This window comes from Melghiribacillus thermohalophilus (genome assembly GCF_004342905.1).
GTDB lineage: Bacteria > Bacillota > Bacilli > Bacillales > Alkalibacillaceae > Melghiribacillus > Melghiribacillus thermohalophilus.
Genome location: NZ_SMAN01000003.1, coordinates 81,468 through 99,631 on the forward strand (window position 1 = coordinate 81,468; position 18,164 = coordinate 99,631).

Below are 18,164 nucleotides of genomic sequence, written 5' to 3' on the forward strand. Positions count from 1 at the left end.
ATCACAGTGGTTTACATGAAGGTTCCCATTCTCGTCTATTCTCACAAATTCTGAGGCAAAAAACAATCCCCATCTAAACGGGAAACAGGCGCTTAGATAGGGATTGTAAACATCAGTACGGATATAAGGACCCATGAATGCTCTGTAAGCCATGTTCTGTACCTTCGTACTGCAAACGGTGGTCAGCCTCGTACTCCGGTGGTAATCATCTATCTACAGGCAAATGCCTGTCTCTCCTGCCGGTTCATTTCCCTCAGGAGAGTGCCCCTACCATGATTTGGGTTGCTCGCTCGCGGGGTTTACCTCGTTCCACTTCAGCCGTTTCCAGCTGAACTTCGTCACTGTGGCACTTTCAAGGTACAAGCACCTTATCCCCGAAAGGACTTAGGAGCCTTCCCTGCCGTCAGCTCCATTAGAGCTGCCCTGACTTATGGTTTCGTCAGGCACGAACACTACAGGCATCTCAGCCTGTGCGAGCATGGACTTTCCTCTGCATGGCCAGACCACGCAGCGATTACCCAAGCATTCATTCACCTTGACCGTACAGTTATTATGTTTTAACGCAACATCTCATTATATCATATCTACGTTCAAATGCAATGGAATTAATCGGCAAACCGTTTGCCGAATACCGCTTTTTCCAGATTGGATAAGCGCTTTAAAATGTCATAATTCACCTGTCCGGCACTTTGACTGGAATTGCTTTTTGGCTGATTCATTTGCTTTCTTAATCGCTCGTTTTCATTTTTCAGACGTTCAATCTCCTGCTGGAACGTTTCATAATCCTGGATGATGATATCTAAAAACTCATCTACTTCTTCCTGGTTATAGCCCCGGATCGATACTTTAAAATCTTTATCTAAAATTTCTTTTGTATTTAATTGTGTTTTTTCCATCATATACCTTTCACCCCGATTGTATAACAACTTTATCTTATATTTTTTCAAAATATGTGCCTAAAGTCAATGACATGTCCGTATTCGGTTAAAAATGTTCCTGTTCACTCAGTTCCCTCGCTGCCTCTTCCAGATTCAAAAACGTTATGCGTTCATCAATATATCCGGAATGAGGTTTCATCTTCTCCAATTGTTGAATAAAATATTTTGGGGATCCTTCCAGCTGATCATCATAAATCACAAGACACCCGTCACTTTTAGAAATCAGCCATTGATCTTTCTGCCTGAACTGATGGGGGCTTTCATATCCTTTCTGGACCAGCGGACGAAAAAAATCAGCCTGCTGTATGATGGAGTGGTATTTTTCCTGCCAGGCCTCTTTCCAGACAGCCTCCTGATGTTGAAAGGGCGGAATAACAGCTAGTTTTAAGGAAGGAATGGCAATGACGACTTCGGCAGCCCAGAGTTCGATTCCTGCTTGCCCTGAAATCAAAACCCATTCCAGTCCTTCTTCCATATATGCCTGCAGTCGTTGTCTGATATGATGTTTAATGACTTGTATTTTAGGATCCTTCATATGAAAAATGCCAATTTCATGTGGTTTGTAACCCGTTATCGTTAATACTTTCATAGTTTTTCTCACCTTTTTTTATTATAACAAAAAAGAGCTGAGATGTACTCAGCCCTTTAGAAAATTTTGGTCAACCTATCTTCTCACTGGCCCATACGGTTGTGGGGCAGGACCCATGTTGTAATGAACATTCGAGCATGTATTGCCTGCGGAAGTGGTATGAGGATAATAATGTTTATTGTGCACGACATGGTGGTTCATTATTGTTGTATGGGATGGATGAATATGATCTACTTCGTATGGGATATAATTATTTTTTACTGCATGCTTGGTAGGGTACACAATCTGTTTGCACGGAGGTACACATGGGTTGTGATGGGCATGCATCCTAACAACTCCTTTCTTAATAGACGGTTCACTAACTACTATATTATAAAGAAAGGAGACATGTACTAAGTCATCAACCTATTTTTACGATATCTATTCCTTGATTAAATCCTGAGAAGAAAATGAAAATGGCAATAATTCCTCAATCGTAACTGTCCTGACATCGCCCTTTAGATTAGCGATATGAATCCGAGTATCTCTGCTAAAAAACTCACTCATGACCTGTCTGCACGATCCACATGGAGGGACCGGGCGCTCTGTATCCGCAACAACAGCTAGTTCCTTAAAGTCTGTTTCACCTTCAGAAATCGCTTTAAAAATGGCAACCCGCTCTGCACAACATGTGACAGGATAAGCCGCATTTTCGATATTGCATCCACGATAAACCTTTCCGGAACTGGTAAGAATGGCTGCACCGACGGCAAATTGAGAATACGGAACATAGGCATCATTTCTCGCTTCGACAGCTTTTTGAACTAATTGAACGTGGTCCATGGTTGAACGCCGACCTCTCTTTTTAAAAATTGGGATTCTATCATATATGATCATGGTATTTCTGTAAAGTATTTATTAGTTTAACTGGCATTTTTGGATCTGGTTAAATACATATCTAATCGAATGGTACAGTTCCATAAACCGTTTTTTTCTTACATCTTTATAATAACTGTGCATCAATAATAATTCCATATTGTCCCTGGTATTTTTGATTTGATTGGGAAACACCGGAAGCCGGTGAATCTCTTTCTCGACTGTCTCTTCCCATAGATGAATCAGCTGAAAGATCGGTTCAGTCTCCTGTTTCACCTTTAAAAATGATTCGCGGTTTTTTCGATCAACCGGTTCCTTTTGTTCATACCGATCAAGGCCCGCTTTTAACAAATCCGTCTCGAGCCGGTCAATCAGATCGAATACATCCATATTTTCACCCTCATTTTGTTTTGCTGAAAAACCGTTTGAAGATGGATGGCTTTTGAACATTTTCCTTTGATTTATCCATTTCCCTTTCCATTTTAATACGATTGAGCTCATTTTGTAACTGATTCAATTGTTTTTGAAGCTGATCGATCTCTCTACGGTGGTTTAAGGCCATAGTAATTACGACATCATCAGCCTTCTGAGTTAATTTGTCCTCAACGTCCTGCAGGCGATTATACAAGTTTGAGATTTCCTTTTCAAATTCGTACCTGGTCACCTTTCCCTTCCGATTTACTAAATATGAATTTTTTAAAGCCGTACTCATCTCAGAATCCCTCCATCTTTATATTCTTATTGCATGTATTCTTTTTTATTAAGACCTATTCCTTTATACATGACAAAACTAGAAAAAATAAAACATGACATTCGATTTTATACACGGAAAAAGGACATCTTTTTCAGCTGTCTGTTCAATACTACAAATACTATCGTTACCGAAAGGAGGGACGATCTTGACTGATCCAAAAAAGAATTTGAACAGAAAAAAGCCTCGTAAGGAAAAGCCAGACTGGAAGCCATGGAATGCAAATGGAAATAAAAAATTAGAAGGAGAAAATCGACCGTCTACCTGAATTCGGGTGGATAACCAGTTTTTACGGGTTATCCACTTTTTTAATCGCCCGGATCCCTTTAGCAAGGATACTCAACAACTTTCTCTTTCTGTAAAATTTCCTTTTTATGTTCTTTATTTTTACCCGTTCCGGCTTCCACCATTTGGCCTTTACTTTCTGTACATTTCTCCAGTCTCTGCGAACCAGGTTTTGATGGGGAATAACTGAATATAAGTTCTCCAGCTGGTTTGTTTCAATCATTTTTTCACCCATAAATTGTTCATATTCCCTCCTGCGACCATCAGGTTCAACGGAGGTGGCAAATGCGAAAAATTGTTCATGAAGATTCGGATGAAATAAAAGGCTCGCAAGTTTCTTCCCGGTAGCAATTCTCCGGTCCACTTTTGTAAATCCTTTGATAAAGAATCCGTATAAATCTCCCTGCATAGTTGGAAAAAAGACCCCATTGAGATGGCAGCGATCCTGGAATAAATAGGGCAAACGTCGGAATACTGCATGCTGGTAATGGGGATGTTCGATGACGGGTTTTTGGATTACATTTTGTTCATTGATGATCAGGGCTGTGAGCAGGCGGTTCTGGTCCTTCTTTTCATAGAAGCGGCGCCATTCTTCATCCATGAACCGGGATACTTGAAAGTTCGTAAGCAGGTCAAAAACAGGAGTTCTATATTTTACAGAATAATGATATATAAGTAATTGTGGAAAAGCGTCAGAAAAAATGAACCAATTTGCTCTCTCATACGTCATATATAAATGGCGGGCCATTTTTTCAGAAAGCAAGTTTCGGTAAGTGGCCGATTTTAAATCAGTCATGTTCCAGCCGGCGTTTCTTGATACCTGACTTGCAAGAAATGCCCATCTGATTTCGGGGTGGTGCAGGTAAAAATTCAAATAAGCCTTCGTTCTCGTGATATTGGTCCGGTTCTGATCATCTGTTGTGCGTCTGATTTTTTTATATAATTCTTTGCTCATGATTGAATCCCCCAATCTGGTTCTTTCATATATTTTTTAGTTTTTCCTTATCTTTTTGATTTAATATTTGATATGATACTGTCAGATGGGGTGAGCAAATTGAAATATCCAAACGGAATGAAGAAAACGTTTAACAGTCCATCAGCTGAACCGACTTCTTACGGAAATCGCGGTATGACCCTCGAAAAGGATATCAACCAGACGAATGAATATTACCTGGAATCGAATCAGGCTGTTATTCACAAAAAACCAACACCTGTACAGATCGTCACAGTAGATTATCCGAAACGAAGCGCTGCTGTCATTCGTGAAGCTTACTTCAAGCAGCCATCAACAACAGACTATAACGGAATTTATAAAGGAAAATATATCGACTTTGAAGCTAAAGAAACAAAAGGCTCTTCCCTGCCCCTCAGCAATATCCATGAGCATCAGATCGAGCATATGAGGGCTGTTCAGGAACACGGGGGAATCTGCTTCTTGCTGGTAAGGTTTTCGTCAAAAGAAGAAACGTTCTTATTGCCGGCAAATGATTTGTTTTCTGCCTGGGACAGGCAATTTCATGGGGGAAGAAAATCCCTTTCTTACGATCATGTGAACCGATTCGGACATCCTGTTCCTTTTCGTTTTCATGCAAGGGTTGATTATTTGTCAGTTGTGAACAAACTGTATTTTTAAATGGAGGAGATAAAAAATGGCAAATAATGGCCATTCAAGGGTACAGAGGAGAAGTCAGAGAAAAGCTAAGAAAAAGCAAAAGTGGAATAAAAAGAAGATATTTCTGACTTTACTGGCGTTATTGACAATCTCAGGTCTGGGGGTTCTTGGACTTTTTATTACGTATATTGCAGATGCTCCAAAACTGGATGCATCTAAATTATCAGATCCGATCTCTGCAAAAATTTATGATATGGAAGGAAACTTGATCGCTGATTTAGGTACGCAAAAACGGACAAAAATTGAATACGATGATCTGCCGGATGTTTTAATCGATGCGGTTATAGCAACAGAAGATGCCCGTTTCTTTGATCATTCAGGATTTGATATCCGGCGTATCGGCGCCGCCGTATGGGCTAATGTCACAGACGGATATGGATCCCAGGGTGCAAGTACCATTACCCAGCAGGTAGTCAAAAATTATTTTTTATCCCGGGAAAAAAAACTAGAACGCAAAGTCCAGGAAGTCTGGCTCGCCATGCAGCTGGAGATGAACTATTCCAAAGAAGATATTTTAACCATGTATTTAAACAAAATTTATTATGGAAATTCGATTTATGGGGTAGCCAAAGCATCTGAGGTTTATTTTGGCAAGAAGGATTTAAATGAGTTAACCCTGCCCGAGGCTGCCCTCCTTGCCGGCATTCCTCAGTTGCCGAATGTTTATGATCCTTTTGACAATCCAGAAAAAGCAGAGGAAAGAAAAGATCTTGTTCTTGATTTAATGGTCCACCACGGGAAAATCAGTGAAGCAGAGGCGAAAGAAGCAAAAGAAGTCACCGTTGAAGAGCTGGTCGTAGACGATTATGTGACCAGTATACCCTATGAGGATTTTCTGGAAGTTGCTTTAGACGAAATTAAGGAAAAGCTTGGCGATGAAGTGGATATTTATACGGACGGGATTGAGATTTACACGACTCTTGATACCAGGGCCCAGGAATACGTGGAATTCATGCTAAGCGAAGAGAGTCCTGTTTCATTTCCGGATGATGAATTCCAGACCGGAATAGCCGTAGTTGATACCCAGACCGGTGCGATCCGGGCCATTGGCGGAGGAAGAAACGGAAAAGAAGGGATCGGTGCCGACTGGAATTTCGCTGCTGATGGAGACGGACGTCAGCCCGGTTCCACCATGAAACCATTAATCGATTATGCACCTGCTATTGAGAAATTGAAATGGTCCACTTATCACCAAATCAAAGACGAAGAGTATAAGTATACCAATGGCGACCCTATTCACAACTGGAACGACCGGCACCAGGGCTGGATGTCCATGCGTGAAGCATTAAAGGATTCCATTAATGTACCGGCATTAAAAGCCCTGCAGGAAGTTGGTCTCGAATATGCCGAAAACTTTATCAATCAGCTTGGCATTGATATCCCTGAAAAAGGAATTGTTGAAGCAGATGCCATCGGCGGCGGTCGAATCCACGTCACACCGATAGAGATGGCAGGAGCTTATGCCTCCTTTGGAAACGAGGGCATTTACAATGAACCGTATGCTGTTAGCAAAGTGGTGTTCCAGAACGGAAAAACGATTGACTTTAAACCAGATCCGGTTGTCGCTATGTCTGATGCAACAGCCTATATGATCACAGATATGCTAAAAACAGTCGTTACACAGGGTACTGGAACAGAAGCGTATATCAACGGGCTTCCTGTTGCAGGTAAAACCGGAACCACTAACCGTGGAGATGACGTGACCCCTGACTCCTGGTTTAGTGGATATACAACAAACTACACGATTTCCATCTGGACCGGGTATCGGGATGAACGCAATATACCAAACACACAAATAGCCGAAATACTTTTTAAATATATCATGACCGAAATCTCTAAAGACAAAGAAACAAAAGATTTTGCAAAACCAGATAGCGTAGTTGAAGTGGGTATTGAAAAAGGCACAAGGCCTCCTAAGTTGCCCGGAGAATTTACGCCACAGGAGCTCATTGTATATGAGCTATTTGTGAAAGGAACTGAACCTGACGAAGTATCAGAGAAGTATCGGAAGTTAGACCCGGTCAAGGAACTAAATGCAGAATACAACGAGAAAGAAAATGCCATTGAATTAAGCTGGAAGTACAATGATGATTCAGATGAAGAAAAACAGGACTATATCTTTGAAATCCAGGCAGCCATGAACGAACAACCGATGAAAGTAATTGCAACAACTGAAAAACAGTCCATCTTCATTACCAATGTGGAACCGGGACAGACTTACACATTTGAAGTAACGGTGGTCAGCAGTGACAATCCAGATAGCCGCAGTGAACCTTCTCAGGTTCAAATCGATGTCCCAGATAATGAGTCGATTGAAGAGATTATTGACGATATTATAAATGGAGACGATTCGCAATCAGGTGATCAAGACCATAATGAAGGGAATGAAAACCCGGCAGAGGACGGGAATGAGGAGGACAATAACGGTGATTCTGGTCAGGACGGCAATCAGGAAGAAGATCATAACGGAAGCGATGATGATGAACCGAATCAGGAAGATAATGAGGAATCTGGCCAGTCAACGAACGAAAACGTCCAAAATAACCATAATTAAATCAATTAAATATATTCGGCAAATCATTTTTAACCATCCTCTCCTGAAATCATAAGGCAAAATCAAAACAAGCCTGAGCCATTTTCGCGTATGGCCCAGGCTTGTTTTGCTATGATCTACAGTCAGCTATATTTTGGGGTATCCTGATGCCCCCGTCAATCAGCCTGTTTTCTTCCTATTTTGGATTGGTTCGATGAAGTACTCTCACCCTTGCTTCCATCTTTTCTAACTCACGGAAACATTCCCGGAGTTGAATATATGATAGTCGTTGTCCGCATCGGCCCTCAATAAAGGATAATCGTTCCTTTATGTTTAACGGTTTGTAGTCCATTTGATCAATTAACGGATCGAAAGAATCATTTTCGGGAAATGGAAGTTGATTTAGAAGACACAGTGCTTGTTTAAACTTTCGGATGTAGATGTTTATCGTTTCGGCACGAATGTTCCCGCTGGAATCATGTTCATATTTCTTCCACTCGTCAATAATCTTTTTTACGTCATGATTCATTGGGTCGCTTTCTCCTGTTTACGCATCCGTTTTTGTCCTTCCCTGCATAGATCCAGCAGCGGACAGGAATCACAGTTTGGATTTTTCGCCTTGCAATGGTACCGGCCAAAAAAGATCATCCGATGATGTGTAATGCTCCACTCGTCTTTCGGAACTTTTTTCATTAATGTTTTCTCCACTTCGAGGACTGAATCTTTCCAGCGGCAGATACCCAGACGTTTGGATACCCTTTCCACATGAGTGTCCACAGCGATGGCCGGCTGGCCAAAAGCAACAGAAACAACTACATTTGCTGTTTTCCTGCCCACTCCTGGAAGTTTAACGAGTTCGGAATGTTCCTGGGGGACTTGCCCATTATACTTTTCAATTAAAATCTCGCACAATTTACGAATATTTTTGGATTTATTTCGATACAGGCCTATGGAACGCAAATCATTTTGCAATTCTTCAAGAGACACAGCCAGGTAATCCTCCGGCTGTTTATATTTTTTGAACAAATTTTTTGTTACTTTATTGACCAGGGCATCGGTAGACTGTGCTGATAAGACAACTGCGATCAGCAGCTCAAATGGATTGGAATGCTTCAGTTCACATGCTGCTTCCGGAAACATTTTTCCCATCTGATCCAGGCAGTCACGAATTTGTTTTTGGTTAAGCATGCTTTTCCCTCCTTATGCATCATCTTCCAGCCAGTTATAATAAACCGATGTATCTCTGCTATGTTTCTTTCCTGTCTTCTCTTTTGAATTTGTATGAAAGGCCTTGCTGGCTTTCCTCGCATCCTGGACGGTCTGAACGCCCTTCTTTTTCCATTCATTTAATATTCGGTCAATATACCGAAAATTCAATTTGCCCATCAATACGGCCTCTCTTAGAGCTGCTTTAATGACAGCCGGTTGAAAACCGTCCTCGTCCAGCCATTGATTAATGGTTTCAATTTCGATTGGGGACAAAATTCTGCCAAATTCTTGTTCAAACAAAATAAAAAGGTTTGCTATATGATCTTCTTCCCCAATTTTTTTGTCATTGTTTGCATAAATCGCTTTGAAAAGAGGTTCAAGGGTATATCGTTCATCAATGAGATTCCCTTGATTTTGTCGAATAATATCAAGATAACCTTTCTTTTTTAACTGACTTAAACATCTGGCAATATCCTGCTCCTCCAGTGTCATGAACTGGCTGAGTTCCTCAAGTGAAGGCAGATCGTTTCCCCGCAAATGAAAACGATAAATATGTAAAATAATCACTAATTCGGTTTCGTTCAACCCTAAGTCCAAATATTTGCTCAACAATTGTTCTGGAATATTGATCTGATCCTGTATAATCCGGTCATACATATATAGGTTCTGCAATGGATATTCACCTCAACATCCATTATAACATCTTTGTTTCCGACAAAAGATAACAAAATAAATTTTGTACAGCTGATTTGTCTCTAATATTAATAAAACCCCGGTCAGGGACATCATGACTGTCCGCTTACCGGGATCATTTCAGCAATGTATCATTTAAGGATACAGGCGGTTTAAGAGACGAGGGAACGGAATGGCTTCCCGGACATGCTCTATGCCTGCAATCCATGCTACAGTACGTTCCAGACCAAGTCCAAATCCTGAATGGGGTACACTTCCATACTTTCTTAATTCCAGGTACCATTCATAAGCTGGACCATGGAGGTGATGTTCCTCATACCGTTTTTCCATGAGCTCTAAATCATCGATACGCTGGGAACCCCCGATAATTTCGCCATAGCCTTCAGGTGCTATTAAATCGGCACACAGCACCACTTCAGGGCGATCCGGATCTGGTTTCATATAAAAGGCTTTAATTTTGGCCGGATAGTGGGTAATAAATACAGGCTTGTCAAAACTTTCCGCTATTGCGGTCTCATGAGGAGCTCCGAAATCTTCTCCCCACTCGATGTCGTCAAATCCTTTTTCGTGCAGGAGTTTAATGGCATCATCATACGTAATCCGCGGGAAAGGTGCCTGAACATTTTCCAGTTTAGACGTATCCCGATCCAGCGTCTTCAGTTCAATCTGACAATTTTTCAGGACAGACTGGACAATGTAGCTGACGTACTGCTCCTGCAGCTCAAGGCTGTCTTCATGGTCCATAAACGCCATTTCAGGTTCGATCATCCAGAATTCAATTAAATGCCGTCTTGTTTTGGACTTTTCTGCACGAAACGTCGGACCAAATGAAAATACTTTTCCAAATGCCATAGCCGCTGCTTCCATATAGAGCTGACCGCTTTGTGAGAGGTAGGCATCCTCGTCAAAATATTTGGTGTGGAACAGCTCGGTTGTCCCTTCGGCAGATGCACCAGTTAAAATCGGCGGGTCCACTTTGATGAATCCCTGTTCATTGAAAAATTCATAGGTAGCCCGAATGACTTCATTCCGAATCTTCATGAGTGCATGCTGTTTTCGGGAACGAAGCCATAGATGCCTATGGTCCATCAAAAATTCAGTTCCATGATTTTTTGGTGTAATCGGATAGTCCACAGCTTCATGAATGAGCTCAAGTTTCTTGACATGCATTTCGTAGCCCAGCGGTGAGCGTTCATCCTTCACAATCGTCCCTGTGACATATAAAGATGATTCCTGAGTGATGCGCTTTGCAAGTTCAAATGTTTCTTCATTCACTTCCGCTTTTACTACAACTCCCTGGATAAATCCTGTGCCGTCACGGAGTTGAAGAAAAGCTATTTTTCCGCTGGAACGTTTATTGGCAAGCCAGCCGCCTAATGTTACCTCTTCTCCTACATGTTCATGTACCTTATCAATCGTTGTTTTCACGGTTTTTCCCTCCAATTATCGTGAGTGTTTGTTGACAAATCGTTTGATACGTTTTGCTGCTTCTTCTAGCTGATCCAGTGAAGTGGCATAAGATAAACGAACATTATCCGCCGAACCGAAGCCAGATCCGGGAACCAGTGCGACTAACTCCTCTTCAAGCAACGCTTTGACCCAGTCATCCACTGATTCGAACCCACAGCCGATTGCCGCCTCTTTAGCGTTCGGGAACAAATAAAAGGCACCTTTAGGTTTGACACAGCTGATTCCTGGAATATCAATAATCCATTCATATAATTTCTCAAGCCGCTCCTGAAATGCCTCTTTCATCTGTTCAATCTCTTCATCTGAACCAGTATAAGCGGCAAGTGCTGCATACTGGGCAATACTTGTCGGGTTTGATGTGGAATGGGATGCGAGATTCGTCATGGCCTTAATGATTTTTTCAGGTCCAGCAGCATACCCGATTCGCCAGCCTGTCATAGAATGGGATTTAGATACCCCGTTAATGATCACGGTATTTTCTTTTAAGTCATTAGAAAGCTGTGCAATGGATGTATGCTCTTCATCGCCATAAATTAACTTTTCGTAAATTTCATCCGAGATCATCAGGACATGATGTTGTAAACACACTTCACCAATGGCCTTTAATTCCTCTTTTGTATACATGACACCAGTCGGATTGCTCGGTGAATTGATAATGATCGCTTTCGTCCGAGAGGTAATCGCCTGTTCAACCTGTTCTTTGGTTAATTTAAATTCATTTTCTTCAGTTGCCTCTACAAAAACAGGTGTACCTTCTGCCAGCTTAATTTGCTCGGGATAACTCACCCAGTACGGAACAGGAACAATGACCTCATCGCCCGGGTTTAGTAAAACCTGAAACAGCGTAAAAAGAGCATGTTTTGCACCGGTCGTAACGATGATTTCATCTTGATGATATGTAAGCCCCTGATCCCTTTCAAACTTATTAGCTATGGCCTGTTTTAACTCTGGTAAACCGCCGGAAGGAGTATATTTCGTCTTCCCTTCTTCCATTGCTTTATAAGCAGCATCGAGAATAAATTTTGGAGTATTGAAATCCGGTTCGCCAGCACCGAGACCGATGACATCCAGCCCCTCGTTTTTAAGAGCTTTTGCTTTCGCAGTGATGGCCAGTGTGCTTGATGGAGTCAGCGACTGTACACGTTTTGCCAGTTCCATGATATACACGCCCCTTTATTTGTGTAATAAATAGAAATATCGTTATTGGGTTTGTCTTAAAATAAACTGTTCATACATATTTCCTGAATGAAAATGGTAATACTCAAATACATATTGACCCTTGTTGTCAGTATAGATCAACTCCCACATCGTTTGTCCATTTTCATAACCCGGGGTCAGCTGTATAAGGTCACACTCACGACATGTTTGTTGCCATTTTCCAAGGATTTCTTCTCGGCTATATCCATCATCCTCGTATATGACTTTCATTTCTTCCCCTTCCATCACAGGCACAAAAACAAATATGTGTTCCCCGTCACCCGTTTTGCCTTTTATGACATCATAAGGAACTTTCCCGTTAAACCTCATGATCTCATCCACATGCTCCAGCTCTGTCCGGTCAAGGGCAGACTTGACGGAATCAGCAAATGTTTCCCCTCTGTCCTGCTCTGCCATGAAGGAAATAACCAAAAAATAAATGAATATACTGGCAGAAAGGAAAAAAATAAATGCAATCAGCCAGATCACAAATTTACGTTCGGTAAATGGTAAAGATTGCTGTCTCATCATCATCATCCAATGCTAATCCAAACATTAAATTTTGTTCTTTAAGGGTCCGGTTTAAACTGTCAACAATTTTATAAAGATCTTCTGAATTTTTTACACGGACAGTGGATAAAACTTGAACGTTTTCATTCATCATGAAACCTCCACTTTCAATGAAAAATTTACACGGCATACATCCGTCATTACAACACAAACTAAGAATGAAAAAACAGTGACACACTTTAATTATTATAACAATAATTTATTCAGTACAAGAACCTAATTTTAAAAATTTATCACCTAACCCATACCCATCTTTAAAATAAGTGCTCACAACCCGGTGAGCACTTATTTCATGAACTCATAATTATTTAAATCGCTTCTGATCTGGATTGTTCCGACTTTTTTAAGCACATATACATCAATCCATGATTCACTAAGCCGTTCAATAAGCGCCTCATTGAACGGAATCTCTTCAATACTGTAAATGATGGCGATGTGGGGGTCAATTTTTTGAAGAAAATCAACCCCGGGAAAATTTTTGCTAGCATATTCGGGGATTTTAATAATTTCAGCTTGAATCGGGTGTGCTTCAATCTGTTTTTCAATCGCTTCATTTCCCTCAGCCATGTAAAGGATGGATGTTTTTCCGAATGTAATATATAAGGACATGCGTTCAGAATCATCTTGCTTCATGACACGAAAAAGAAGTCCCGGACTAAGCTCATAATGTTTCCCCTTTTTCCATTTTACCGTTGAAAACATTCGTTGATTTCCATGGCGGTAGCAGTTTGAACGTAAAGATTCAGAAACGATGACTTCATTAATATTGTAACGTTTCACCAAACGTTGTGTATTTGCACAGACATCGGATTCCTGTGTGGTTAAGATCAGCGAGTCAATGTGCTTGATTTTTAACTCGTCTAACTGTTCCTGCAGTGCCTTTTCACTCTTTTTTGAACCGGTATTAACCAGAATGTGTTTATCACTGGTGGTTATAAGCATCGACTCCCCATCAGGGAGTGAAAAAAAAGTAAAAACAGCCTCATTCTCTTTCGTATAACTCTCTGCCAAAGCTGTTTCAAACGGGATTAAACCTGAAATCACCAAAATGATCAGGCATAGGCACCATTTATTCATATAAGATCACACCCTGACTTTACTCTACATAAATAGGGTGTGCGGGATTCTTATGATATATCATAACCAATCCTTGACTTCCTGTAACAGTTTCTGGATGCTTCCTTTCAAGACAGGCACATCCGGAATGGAATCGATGAAATATTTGCCATATCTTGAGGAAATTATGCGTTGATCTAGGACAAATACAACCCCTTTATCCGTACTGGAACGGATCAACCTGCCGAATCCCTGTTTAAATCGTATGACAGCATGAGGCAAAGCGAGATTCATGAATGGATTTTTCCCCTTTTCTTTTAAAAAAGCAGATCTGGCCTGATAAGCTGGATGACCAGGGGGATCAAAGGGAAGGCGAACAATGACAAGAGAAGTTAAATCATCACCTGGAATATCCACACCTTCCCAGAAAGAACTTGTTCCAAATAATATGGCCTGTTCGAATGCCTGAAAATTTTTTTGCAGTCGGCTCCTGCTTCCGCTTGATATTCCCTGTGCGATAAGAACAAATTCCAGGTCCATCATCATGTTCTTCAAGGCGTAATACGTTTTTTTCAGCATCTGATATGACGTAAATAATACAAGCATCCTCCCCTGTGTCAGCTGTGCCAGTTGATAAATGGACTGGCTTACCGCTTCAACAAAATCCTTCTCAGAATCATACTTGATATGGGGCAAATCATTCGGTACCATCAGCTTTACCTGTCTGTCGTAACGGTAAGGTGACGGTATTTTCCTGGCCATAACTTGTTCTTCAGAAAGACCGAACTGGTTCTGCATAAAGGTAAATGAGTCGTTCATTGTTAAGGTAGCACTGGTTAAAACGACACTTTCCTTTTGATCAAAAAAATGTTTCCGCAGCAGCGGAGCGACTGAAATTGGTTCGCTGTATAAATATACGGCGTTTTTGGCACCTGTAGCCTCAATTTCAATCCATTTCACCTGTTTCTGTCCGTCATATTTCATGAAATTTTCTGTGTGTTCCATTAATGAAAAAATCTCATCCCGTTTTTTTTCGATCGCTTCCTGCAATTGTTCATCATCAAAAGACTGGTCCATTATTTTCAAAAGCCACTTTTCAATCTGTTTCAATGAAGAAAGAAATCGATTGGTCAGTTCTAGAATATCATGAATGCAATCGATTTGTTGCGGTTGGAACACATATTGAAGACGCCCCACATCGTTGGATGTTACATGATCCTCACAGGAATTCAGTACAAACTGATATAAATAGCTAAAAAGCTCGTCAGCACGTTCTTTTCCCATTTGAATGTATTCCAGAATTTCCAATGTCCCTGTCAGGCGATGATTTTCTGCCAGATCAACCAGTTCAGACAGCAAGTATTGAATGGATACATAATCCACCTGGAGACCAAAATGTTTGGTTGCCGACGTTTCCAGATGGTGGGCTTCGTCAATGACGGCATACCGGTAGGGTGGCAAAAACGGATAGTCATTTGTTAAATCGGTACACAGCAGTGCATGATTGGTAATGATCACATCGGCTTTCTGCGCTTGTTCCCTGGCCCGCTGGTAAAAATTTTTAGAAAACCACGGTGATTTCGGATCAATATGAAGGTCTGCTTCCGCATTGACCTTTTTCCAAAATATTTTTCCGCTGGAAGGCAGCTGAATTTCATCAACATCTCCTGTCATTGTTTCAGTAAGCCAGACTAGTATCATCGCCTTTGTGAGTACTACATCATAGTTATCTTCATCAATCGGTTTCTGCAATTCCTGTTCAAATTTGTTCAGGCTCAAATAATGTCGTTTCCCTTTGAGTAAAGCGGCATTGAAAGGTATCGGAAAAATCTTTTTCAGCAAAGGGATTTCCTTATCCATAATCTGAGACTGAAGCTGGGTCGTGTAGGTACTAATGATTACTCTTGTATTTTCGTAAACAGCATAATACAGGGCAGAAAGAAGGTATGCCAGTGTTTTTCCGGTTCCTGTTTCCGCCTCAATCATTGCATGGGTATGTTGTATAAAAGCATCAAAGATGATTTCGCTCATCCTGCGTTGCCCGTCACGGATTTCGAACTGGTTTAAATGAGTGCTTAGCAACCCCTGTTCGTTGAACGTATCATCGAGAAGTTCTCCAAATGTACATGGAACATGGCGCTCGGTTGTTAACGGTCTGGTATATTTTTTAATGGCCAGCCCCCGATAGATTTCAAGATCCTTCCGTTCCTCCAGGGAAAAGCGCTTTTCGTCCGTCAAATCGGATAAAATAAAGGAAAGGTCACTTTTCAGTTTCCCGGATATTCGGTACAAATGTTCCAGTGTTTCTGCCGGCAATGTTTTCACTTTCTTCATTAACCGTATAAAAATTTCAGCTGTAACACAGGCATCCGATAAGGCTCTGTGGGGGTTTTGATGGACAATCCCCATATGCTCAGCCAGGTGCGACAGTTTATATCCCGGCGCCATAGGTTCAAAAATCCTTGCCAGCTCAACAGTATCGATAATCCGATTTTCTATAGTCCTGAATCCATGTTGTTTCAATGCATCATTTAAAAACCCAAGATCAAATTCAACATGGTGGGCGACAAAATAATCATCCTCATCGATGAAATCCAATATATATTCTGCAATTTCTTCAAAATTCGGTGCATCTCTAACCTGTTCATTGGTAATACCAGTCAGACTAGTAATAAAATTCGGAATATCGTGATCAGGTTTCACGTAAGATGAAAATTGATCAATCATTTTATCTCGATGAATCCGTACCATGCCGACTTCAATAATCTGTGCACCTTTTACAGGACTTTGGCCGGTGGTTTCTAAATCGACTACGACAAATCGATTCAATTTTTTCACCTGCTTTCAGTTCAGCATTGGAAATGAATCTGACTACAATGACACAGCAGCAAAAACAATTTGAGATAAATCTGGAAAACACTTGCTGCTGACAGGATAAAGCCGATCATGCCACGATGCAGGTTATGTCTCCGTTCGCATGATAGGGCTTTTAACATGAATAATAAACCCCTTGCAAGTAAGAGCAAGGGGCAGACCGTTCATCTTTTTGATTCAGCAAAAACAAAGCGGACATAACTATTTAACGGTAAGAGGCGGTTCAGCTTCGATGAGTTCATCGATTTCATTTTTTTCATTCATAATTGCTATTTTCGGGTGATGACTGGCTAATTCATCCTCAGAAAGGGTAACATAGGAAATGATAATGACAATATCTCCTTCTTGAACGAGGCGTGCTGCTGCTCCATTTAAACATACTACACCGCTATGCCGTTCGCCGGGAATAACATAGGTTTCCAGTCTTGCTCCATTGTTGTTATTGACAATTTGAACTTTTTCGTGTGGCAAAATACCAACCTGTTCCAGTATATATTCATCAATCGTTACACTGCCCACATAATTTAAATTTGCTTCAGTCACGCGGGCACGATGGATTTTAGCATTCATCATGGTGCGGAACATATCATTTTCCTCCTATTTTAGATCATAGGTTAATTCTCCGTCCGGATGAAAAATCAAGTTATCGATTAACCTGGCATTATCAAAATATACAGCAGCTGCCAGGATCACACGCTCATCAATTTCATCCAGAGGTTTTAATTCTGGATATGTGAGCAAATCAACGTAATCTATTTTACCATGAGTATGCTCTTTTATGAAGTTTCTTACTTCATTTATTATCGTCTCACGGTTGTTTACCCCATTTCTGACAAGGAAACGTCCATGTTCTAAGGCCTTAAACAAATAGGGGGCCTGCTTCCTCTCTTCTCCATTTAAATAAACATTCCGGCTGCTTTTGGCCAGACCATCTTCTTCCCTTACGGTCGGTACCGGAACCAGCTCGATAGGAAAATTTAAGTCGTGAATCAGTGCATCTACTACCGCCACCTGCTGAGCATCTTTCAGTCCGAAATAAGCCCGGTTGGGCTGGGTGAGATGAAATAACTTTGTTAAAACAGTTGCTACACCATCAAAATGCCCTTCCCGGGATTTGCCGCATAACACGTCCGTCCGATCTCTAACCGTTAATTGAATGGACATCGGTCCGGGATACATTTCTTTTGTATCGGGAATAAACACCGCATCCACTTTTTCCTGTTCAGCCATTTCCAAATCCCTTTTCTCATCTCTTGGATACCGTTCAAAGTCTTCAGAGGGCCCAAACTGAAGCGGATTGACAAAAATACTCAGTACTACGATATCATCTGTTTGCCGTGCTTTTCGAATCAGGTGGATATGCCCTTCATGCAAGTAACCCATGGTCGGAACAAAACCAATGGATTTTCCTTCTTTTCGTTTTTTAAGTGAATAGGCCTGCATATCTTCTGCTTTACGGAAAACATTCATGG

20 protein-coding genes and 1 other RNA gene are annotated in these 18,164 nt (G+C 41.1%); 2 read left to right on the top strand and 19 right to left on the bottom strand.

All coding sequences use genetic code 11. From position 1 onward, the window contains the following. Nucleotides 1–140: 140 nt before the first annotated feature. The 8 genes from rnpB to EDD68_RS04085 all read right to left on the bottom strand — a co-directional run bounded on the left by rnpB (nt 141) and on the right by EDD68_RS04085 (nt 4,373). Nucleotides 141–526: RNase P RNA component class B (gene rnpB, locus EDD68_RS04050), an RNA gene on the bottom strand. A gap of 79 nt (nt 527–605) precedes the next feature. Next, the gene (gpsB, locus tag EDD68_RS04055; protein ID WP_132370966.1) at nt 606–899 is read right to left on the bottom strand and encodes a cell division regulator GpsB; all 294 of its coding nucleotides are present in this window, start codon (nt 897–899) and stop codon (nt 606–608) included. Between the two features lie 85 nt (nt 900–984). Next, nucleotides 985–1,527: an SLOG family protein gene (locus EDD68_RS04060; protein WP_132370967.1), complete on the bottom strand. Its 543-nt coding sequence runs from the start codon at nt 1,525–1,527 to the stop codon at nt 985–987. 75 nt (nt 1,528–1,602) lie between these two features. Then, the gene (locus tag EDD68_RS04065; RefSeq protein WP_132370968.1) at nt 1,603–1,854 is read right to left on the bottom strand and encodes a CotD family spore coat protein; all 252 of its coding nucleotides are present in this window, start codon (nt 1,852–1,854) and stop codon (nt 1,603–1,605) included. Between the two features lie 93 nt (nt 1,855–1,947). Continuing rightward, nucleotides 1,948–2,349: a cytidine deaminase gene (cdd, locus tag EDD68_RS04070; protein ID WP_132370969.1), complete on the bottom strand. Its 402-nt coding sequence runs from the start codon at nt 2,347–2,349 to the stop codon at nt 1,948–1,950. Between the two features lie 75 nt (nt 2,350–2,424). Beyond that, a complete protein-coding gene (locus EDD68_RS04075; RefSeq protein WP_132370970.1) occupies nt 2,425–2,772 on the bottom strand; it encodes a DUF1798 family protein in 348 nt (115 codons plus the stop codon). A gap of 10 nt (nt 2,773–2,782) precedes the next feature. Continuing rightward, on the bottom strand, nt 2,783–3,094 hold the full coding sequence (locus tag EDD68_RS04080; protein ID WP_132370971.1) for a hypothetical protein: 312 nt from the start codon (nt 3,092–3,094) through the stop codon (nt 2,783–2,785). 328 nt (nt 3,095–3,422) lie between these two features. Beyond that, complete coding sequence (locus EDD68_RS04085) at nt 3,423–4,373, bottom strand: DUF2515 family protein (RefSeq protein WP_132370972.1); 951 nt, start codon at nt 4,371–4,373, stop codon at nt 3,423–3,425. 99 nt (nt 4,374–4,472) lie between these two features. Here EDD68_RS04085 and recU point away from each other — a divergent pair, with 99 nt between their 5' ends. Both recU and EDD68_RS04095 read left to right on the top strand, forming a co-directional pair. After that, nucleotides 4,473–5,051 (top strand): Holliday junction resolvase RecU, encoded by a 579-nt coding sequence (gene recU, locus EDD68_RS04090; protein ID WP_279388232.1) that lies wholly within the window; start codon nt 4,473–4,475, stop codon nt 5,049–5,051. A 16-nt stretch (nt 5,052–5,067) separates the two neighbouring features. Beyond that, entirely contained in the window at nt 5,068–7,644 is a 2,577-nt protein-coding gene (locus EDD68_RS04095; protein WP_132370974.1) for a penicillin-binding protein 1A, read from the top strand. Between the two features lie 175 nt (nt 7,645–7,819). Here the strand turns inward: EDD68_RS04095 and EDD68_RS04100 are convergent, their stop codons facing one another. From EDD68_RS04100 to panC, 11 genes are all read right to left on the bottom strand, one after another. Beyond that, on the bottom strand, nt 7,820–8,152 hold the full coding sequence (locus EDD68_RS04100; protein ID WP_132370975.1) for a YpoC family protein: 333 nt from the start codon (nt 8,150–8,152) through the stop codon (nt 7,820–7,822). Further along, nucleotides 8,149–8,811, bottom strand: a complete 663-nt coding sequence (gene nth / locus EDD68_RS04105) for an endonuclease III (RefSeq protein ID WP_132370976.1) — start codon at nt 8,809–8,811, stop codon at nt 8,149–8,151. The genes EDD68_RS04100 and nth overlap by 4 nt, the downstream gene beginning before the upstream one ends. Before the next feature lie 12 nt (nt 8,812–8,823). Then, nucleotides 8,824–9,504, bottom strand: coding sequence for a DnaD domain-containing protein (locus EDD68_RS04110; protein ID WP_243646746.1), 681 nt, complete (start codon nt 9,502–9,504; stop codon nt 8,824–8,826). Between the two features lie 156 nt (nt 9,505–9,660). Next, nucleotides 9,661–10,953: an asparagine--tRNA ligase gene (asnS, locus tag EDD68_RS04115; protein ID WP_132370977.1), complete on the bottom strand. Its 1,293-nt coding sequence runs from the start codon at nt 10,951–10,953 to the stop codon at nt 9,661–9,663. A gap of 15 nt (nt 10,954–10,968) precedes the next feature. Then, nucleotides 10,969–12,153 (bottom strand): pyridoxal phosphate-dependent aminotransferase, encoded by a 1,185-nt coding sequence (locus tag EDD68_RS04120; protein ID WP_132370978.1) that lies wholly within the window; start codon nt 12,151–12,153, stop codon nt 10,969–10,971. 42 nt (nt 12,154–12,195) lie between these two features. After that, a complete protein-coding gene (locus tag EDD68_RS04125) occupies nt 12,196–12,720 on the bottom strand; it encodes a cell wall elongation regulator TseB-like domain-containing protein (protein ID WP_132370979.1) in 525 nt (174 codons plus the stop codon). Beyond that, the gene (locus EDD68_RS04130) at nt 12,686–12,853 is read right to left on the bottom strand and encodes a YpmA family protein (protein WP_132370980.1); all 168 of its coding nucleotides are present in this window, start codon (nt 12,851–12,853) and stop codon (nt 12,686–12,688) included. Before EDD68_RS04130 ends, EDD68_RS04125 begins: the two co-directional genes overlap by 35 nt. A 194-nt stretch (nt 12,854–13,047) precedes the next feature. Further along, nucleotides 13,048–13,839: a ComEC/Rec2 family competence protein gene (locus EDD68_RS04135; protein ID WP_132370981.1), complete on the bottom strand. Its 792-nt coding sequence runs from the start codon at nt 13,837–13,839 to the stop codon at nt 13,048–13,050. 60 nt (nt 13,840–13,899) lie between these two features. Then, on the bottom strand, nt 13,900–16,647 hold the full coding sequence (gene dinG, locus EDD68_RS04140; RefSeq protein ID WP_132370982.1) for an ATP-dependent DNA helicase DinG: 2,748 nt from the start codon (nt 16,645–16,647) through the stop codon (nt 13,900–13,902). Between the two features lie 246 nt (nt 16,648–16,893). Next, complete coding sequence (gene panD, locus EDD68_RS04145) at nt 16,894–17,277, bottom strand: aspartate 1-decarboxylase (protein WP_132370983.1); 384 nt, start codon at nt 17,275–17,277, stop codon at nt 16,894–16,896. Nucleotides 17,278–17,289: 12 nt separating this feature from the next. After that, nucleotides 17,290–18,162, bottom strand: a complete 873-nt coding sequence (gene panC, locus EDD68_RS04150; RefSeq protein WP_132370984.1) for a pantoate--beta-alanine ligase — start codon at nt 18,160–18,162, stop codon at nt 17,290–17,292. Between the last annotated feature and the right edge of the window lie 2 nt (nt 18,163–18,164).

Excerpts from the sequence above, each read along its gene's own strand:
- EDD68_RS04095 (WP_132370974.1), top strand. The coding sequence starts at position 5,068 with ATGGCAAATAATGGCCATTCAAGGGTACAGAGGAGAAGTCAGAGAAAA.
- EDD68_RS04085 (WP_132370972.1), bottom strand. The coding sequence starts at position 4,373 with ATGAGCAAAGAATTATATAAAAAAATCAGACGCACAACAGATGATCAG.
- cdd (WP_132370969.1), bottom strand. The coding sequence starts at position 2,349 with ATGGACCACGTTCAATTAGTTCAAAAAGCTGTCGAAGCGAGAAATGAT.
- gpsB (WP_132370966.1), bottom strand. The coding sequence starts at position 899 with ATGATGGAAAAAACACAATTAAATACAAAAGAAATTTTAGATAAAGAT.
- EDD68_RS04125 (WP_132370979.1), bottom strand. The coding sequence starts at position 12,720 with ATGAGACAGCAATCTTTACCATTTACCGAACGTAAATTTGTGATCTGG.
- panD (WP_132370983.1), bottom strand. The coding sequence starts at position 17,277 with ATGTTCCGCACCATGATGAATGCTAAAATCCATCGTGCCCGCGTGACT.
- EDD68_RS04135 (WP_132370981.1), bottom strand. The coding sequence starts at position 13,839 with ATGAATAAATGGTGCCTATGCCTGATCATTTTGGTGATTTCAGGTTTA.
- EDD68_RS04065 (WP_132370968.1), bottom strand. The coding sequence starts at position 1,854 with ATGCATGCCCATCACAACCCATGTGTACCTCCGTGCAAACAGATTGTG.
- EDD68_RS04120 (WP_132370978.1), bottom strand. The coding sequence starts at position 12,153 with ATGGAACTGGCAAAACGTGTACAGTCGCTGACTCCATCAAGCACACTG.
- EDD68_RS04075 (WP_132370970.1), bottom strand. The coding sequence starts at position 2,772 with ATGGATGTATTCGATCTGATTGACCGGCTCGAGACGGATTTGTTAAAA.
- EDD68_RS04080 (WP_132370971.1), bottom strand. The coding sequence starts at position 3,094 with ATGAGTACGGCTTTAAAAAATTCATATTTAGTAAATCGGAAGGGAAAG.
- EDD68_RS04130 (WP_132370980.1), bottom strand. The coding sequence starts at position 12,853 with ATGAATGAAAACGTTCAAGTTTTATCCACTGTCCGTGTAAAAAATTCA.
- panC (WP_132370984.1), bottom strand. The coding sequence starts at position 18,162 with ATGAATGTTTTCCGTAAAGCAGAAGATATGCAGGCCTATTCACTTAAA.
- EDD68_RS04100 (WP_132370975.1), bottom strand. The coding sequence starts at position 8,152 with ATGAATCATGACGTAAAAAAGATTATTGACGAGTGGAAGAAATATGAA.
- EDD68_RS04060 (WP_132370967.1), bottom strand. The coding sequence starts at position 1,527 with ATGAAAGTATTAACGATAACGGGTTACAAACCACATGAAATTGGCATT.
- nth (WP_132370976.1), bottom strand. The coding sequence starts at position 8,811 with ATGCTTAACCAAAAACAAATTCGTGACTGCCTGGATCAGATGGGAAAA.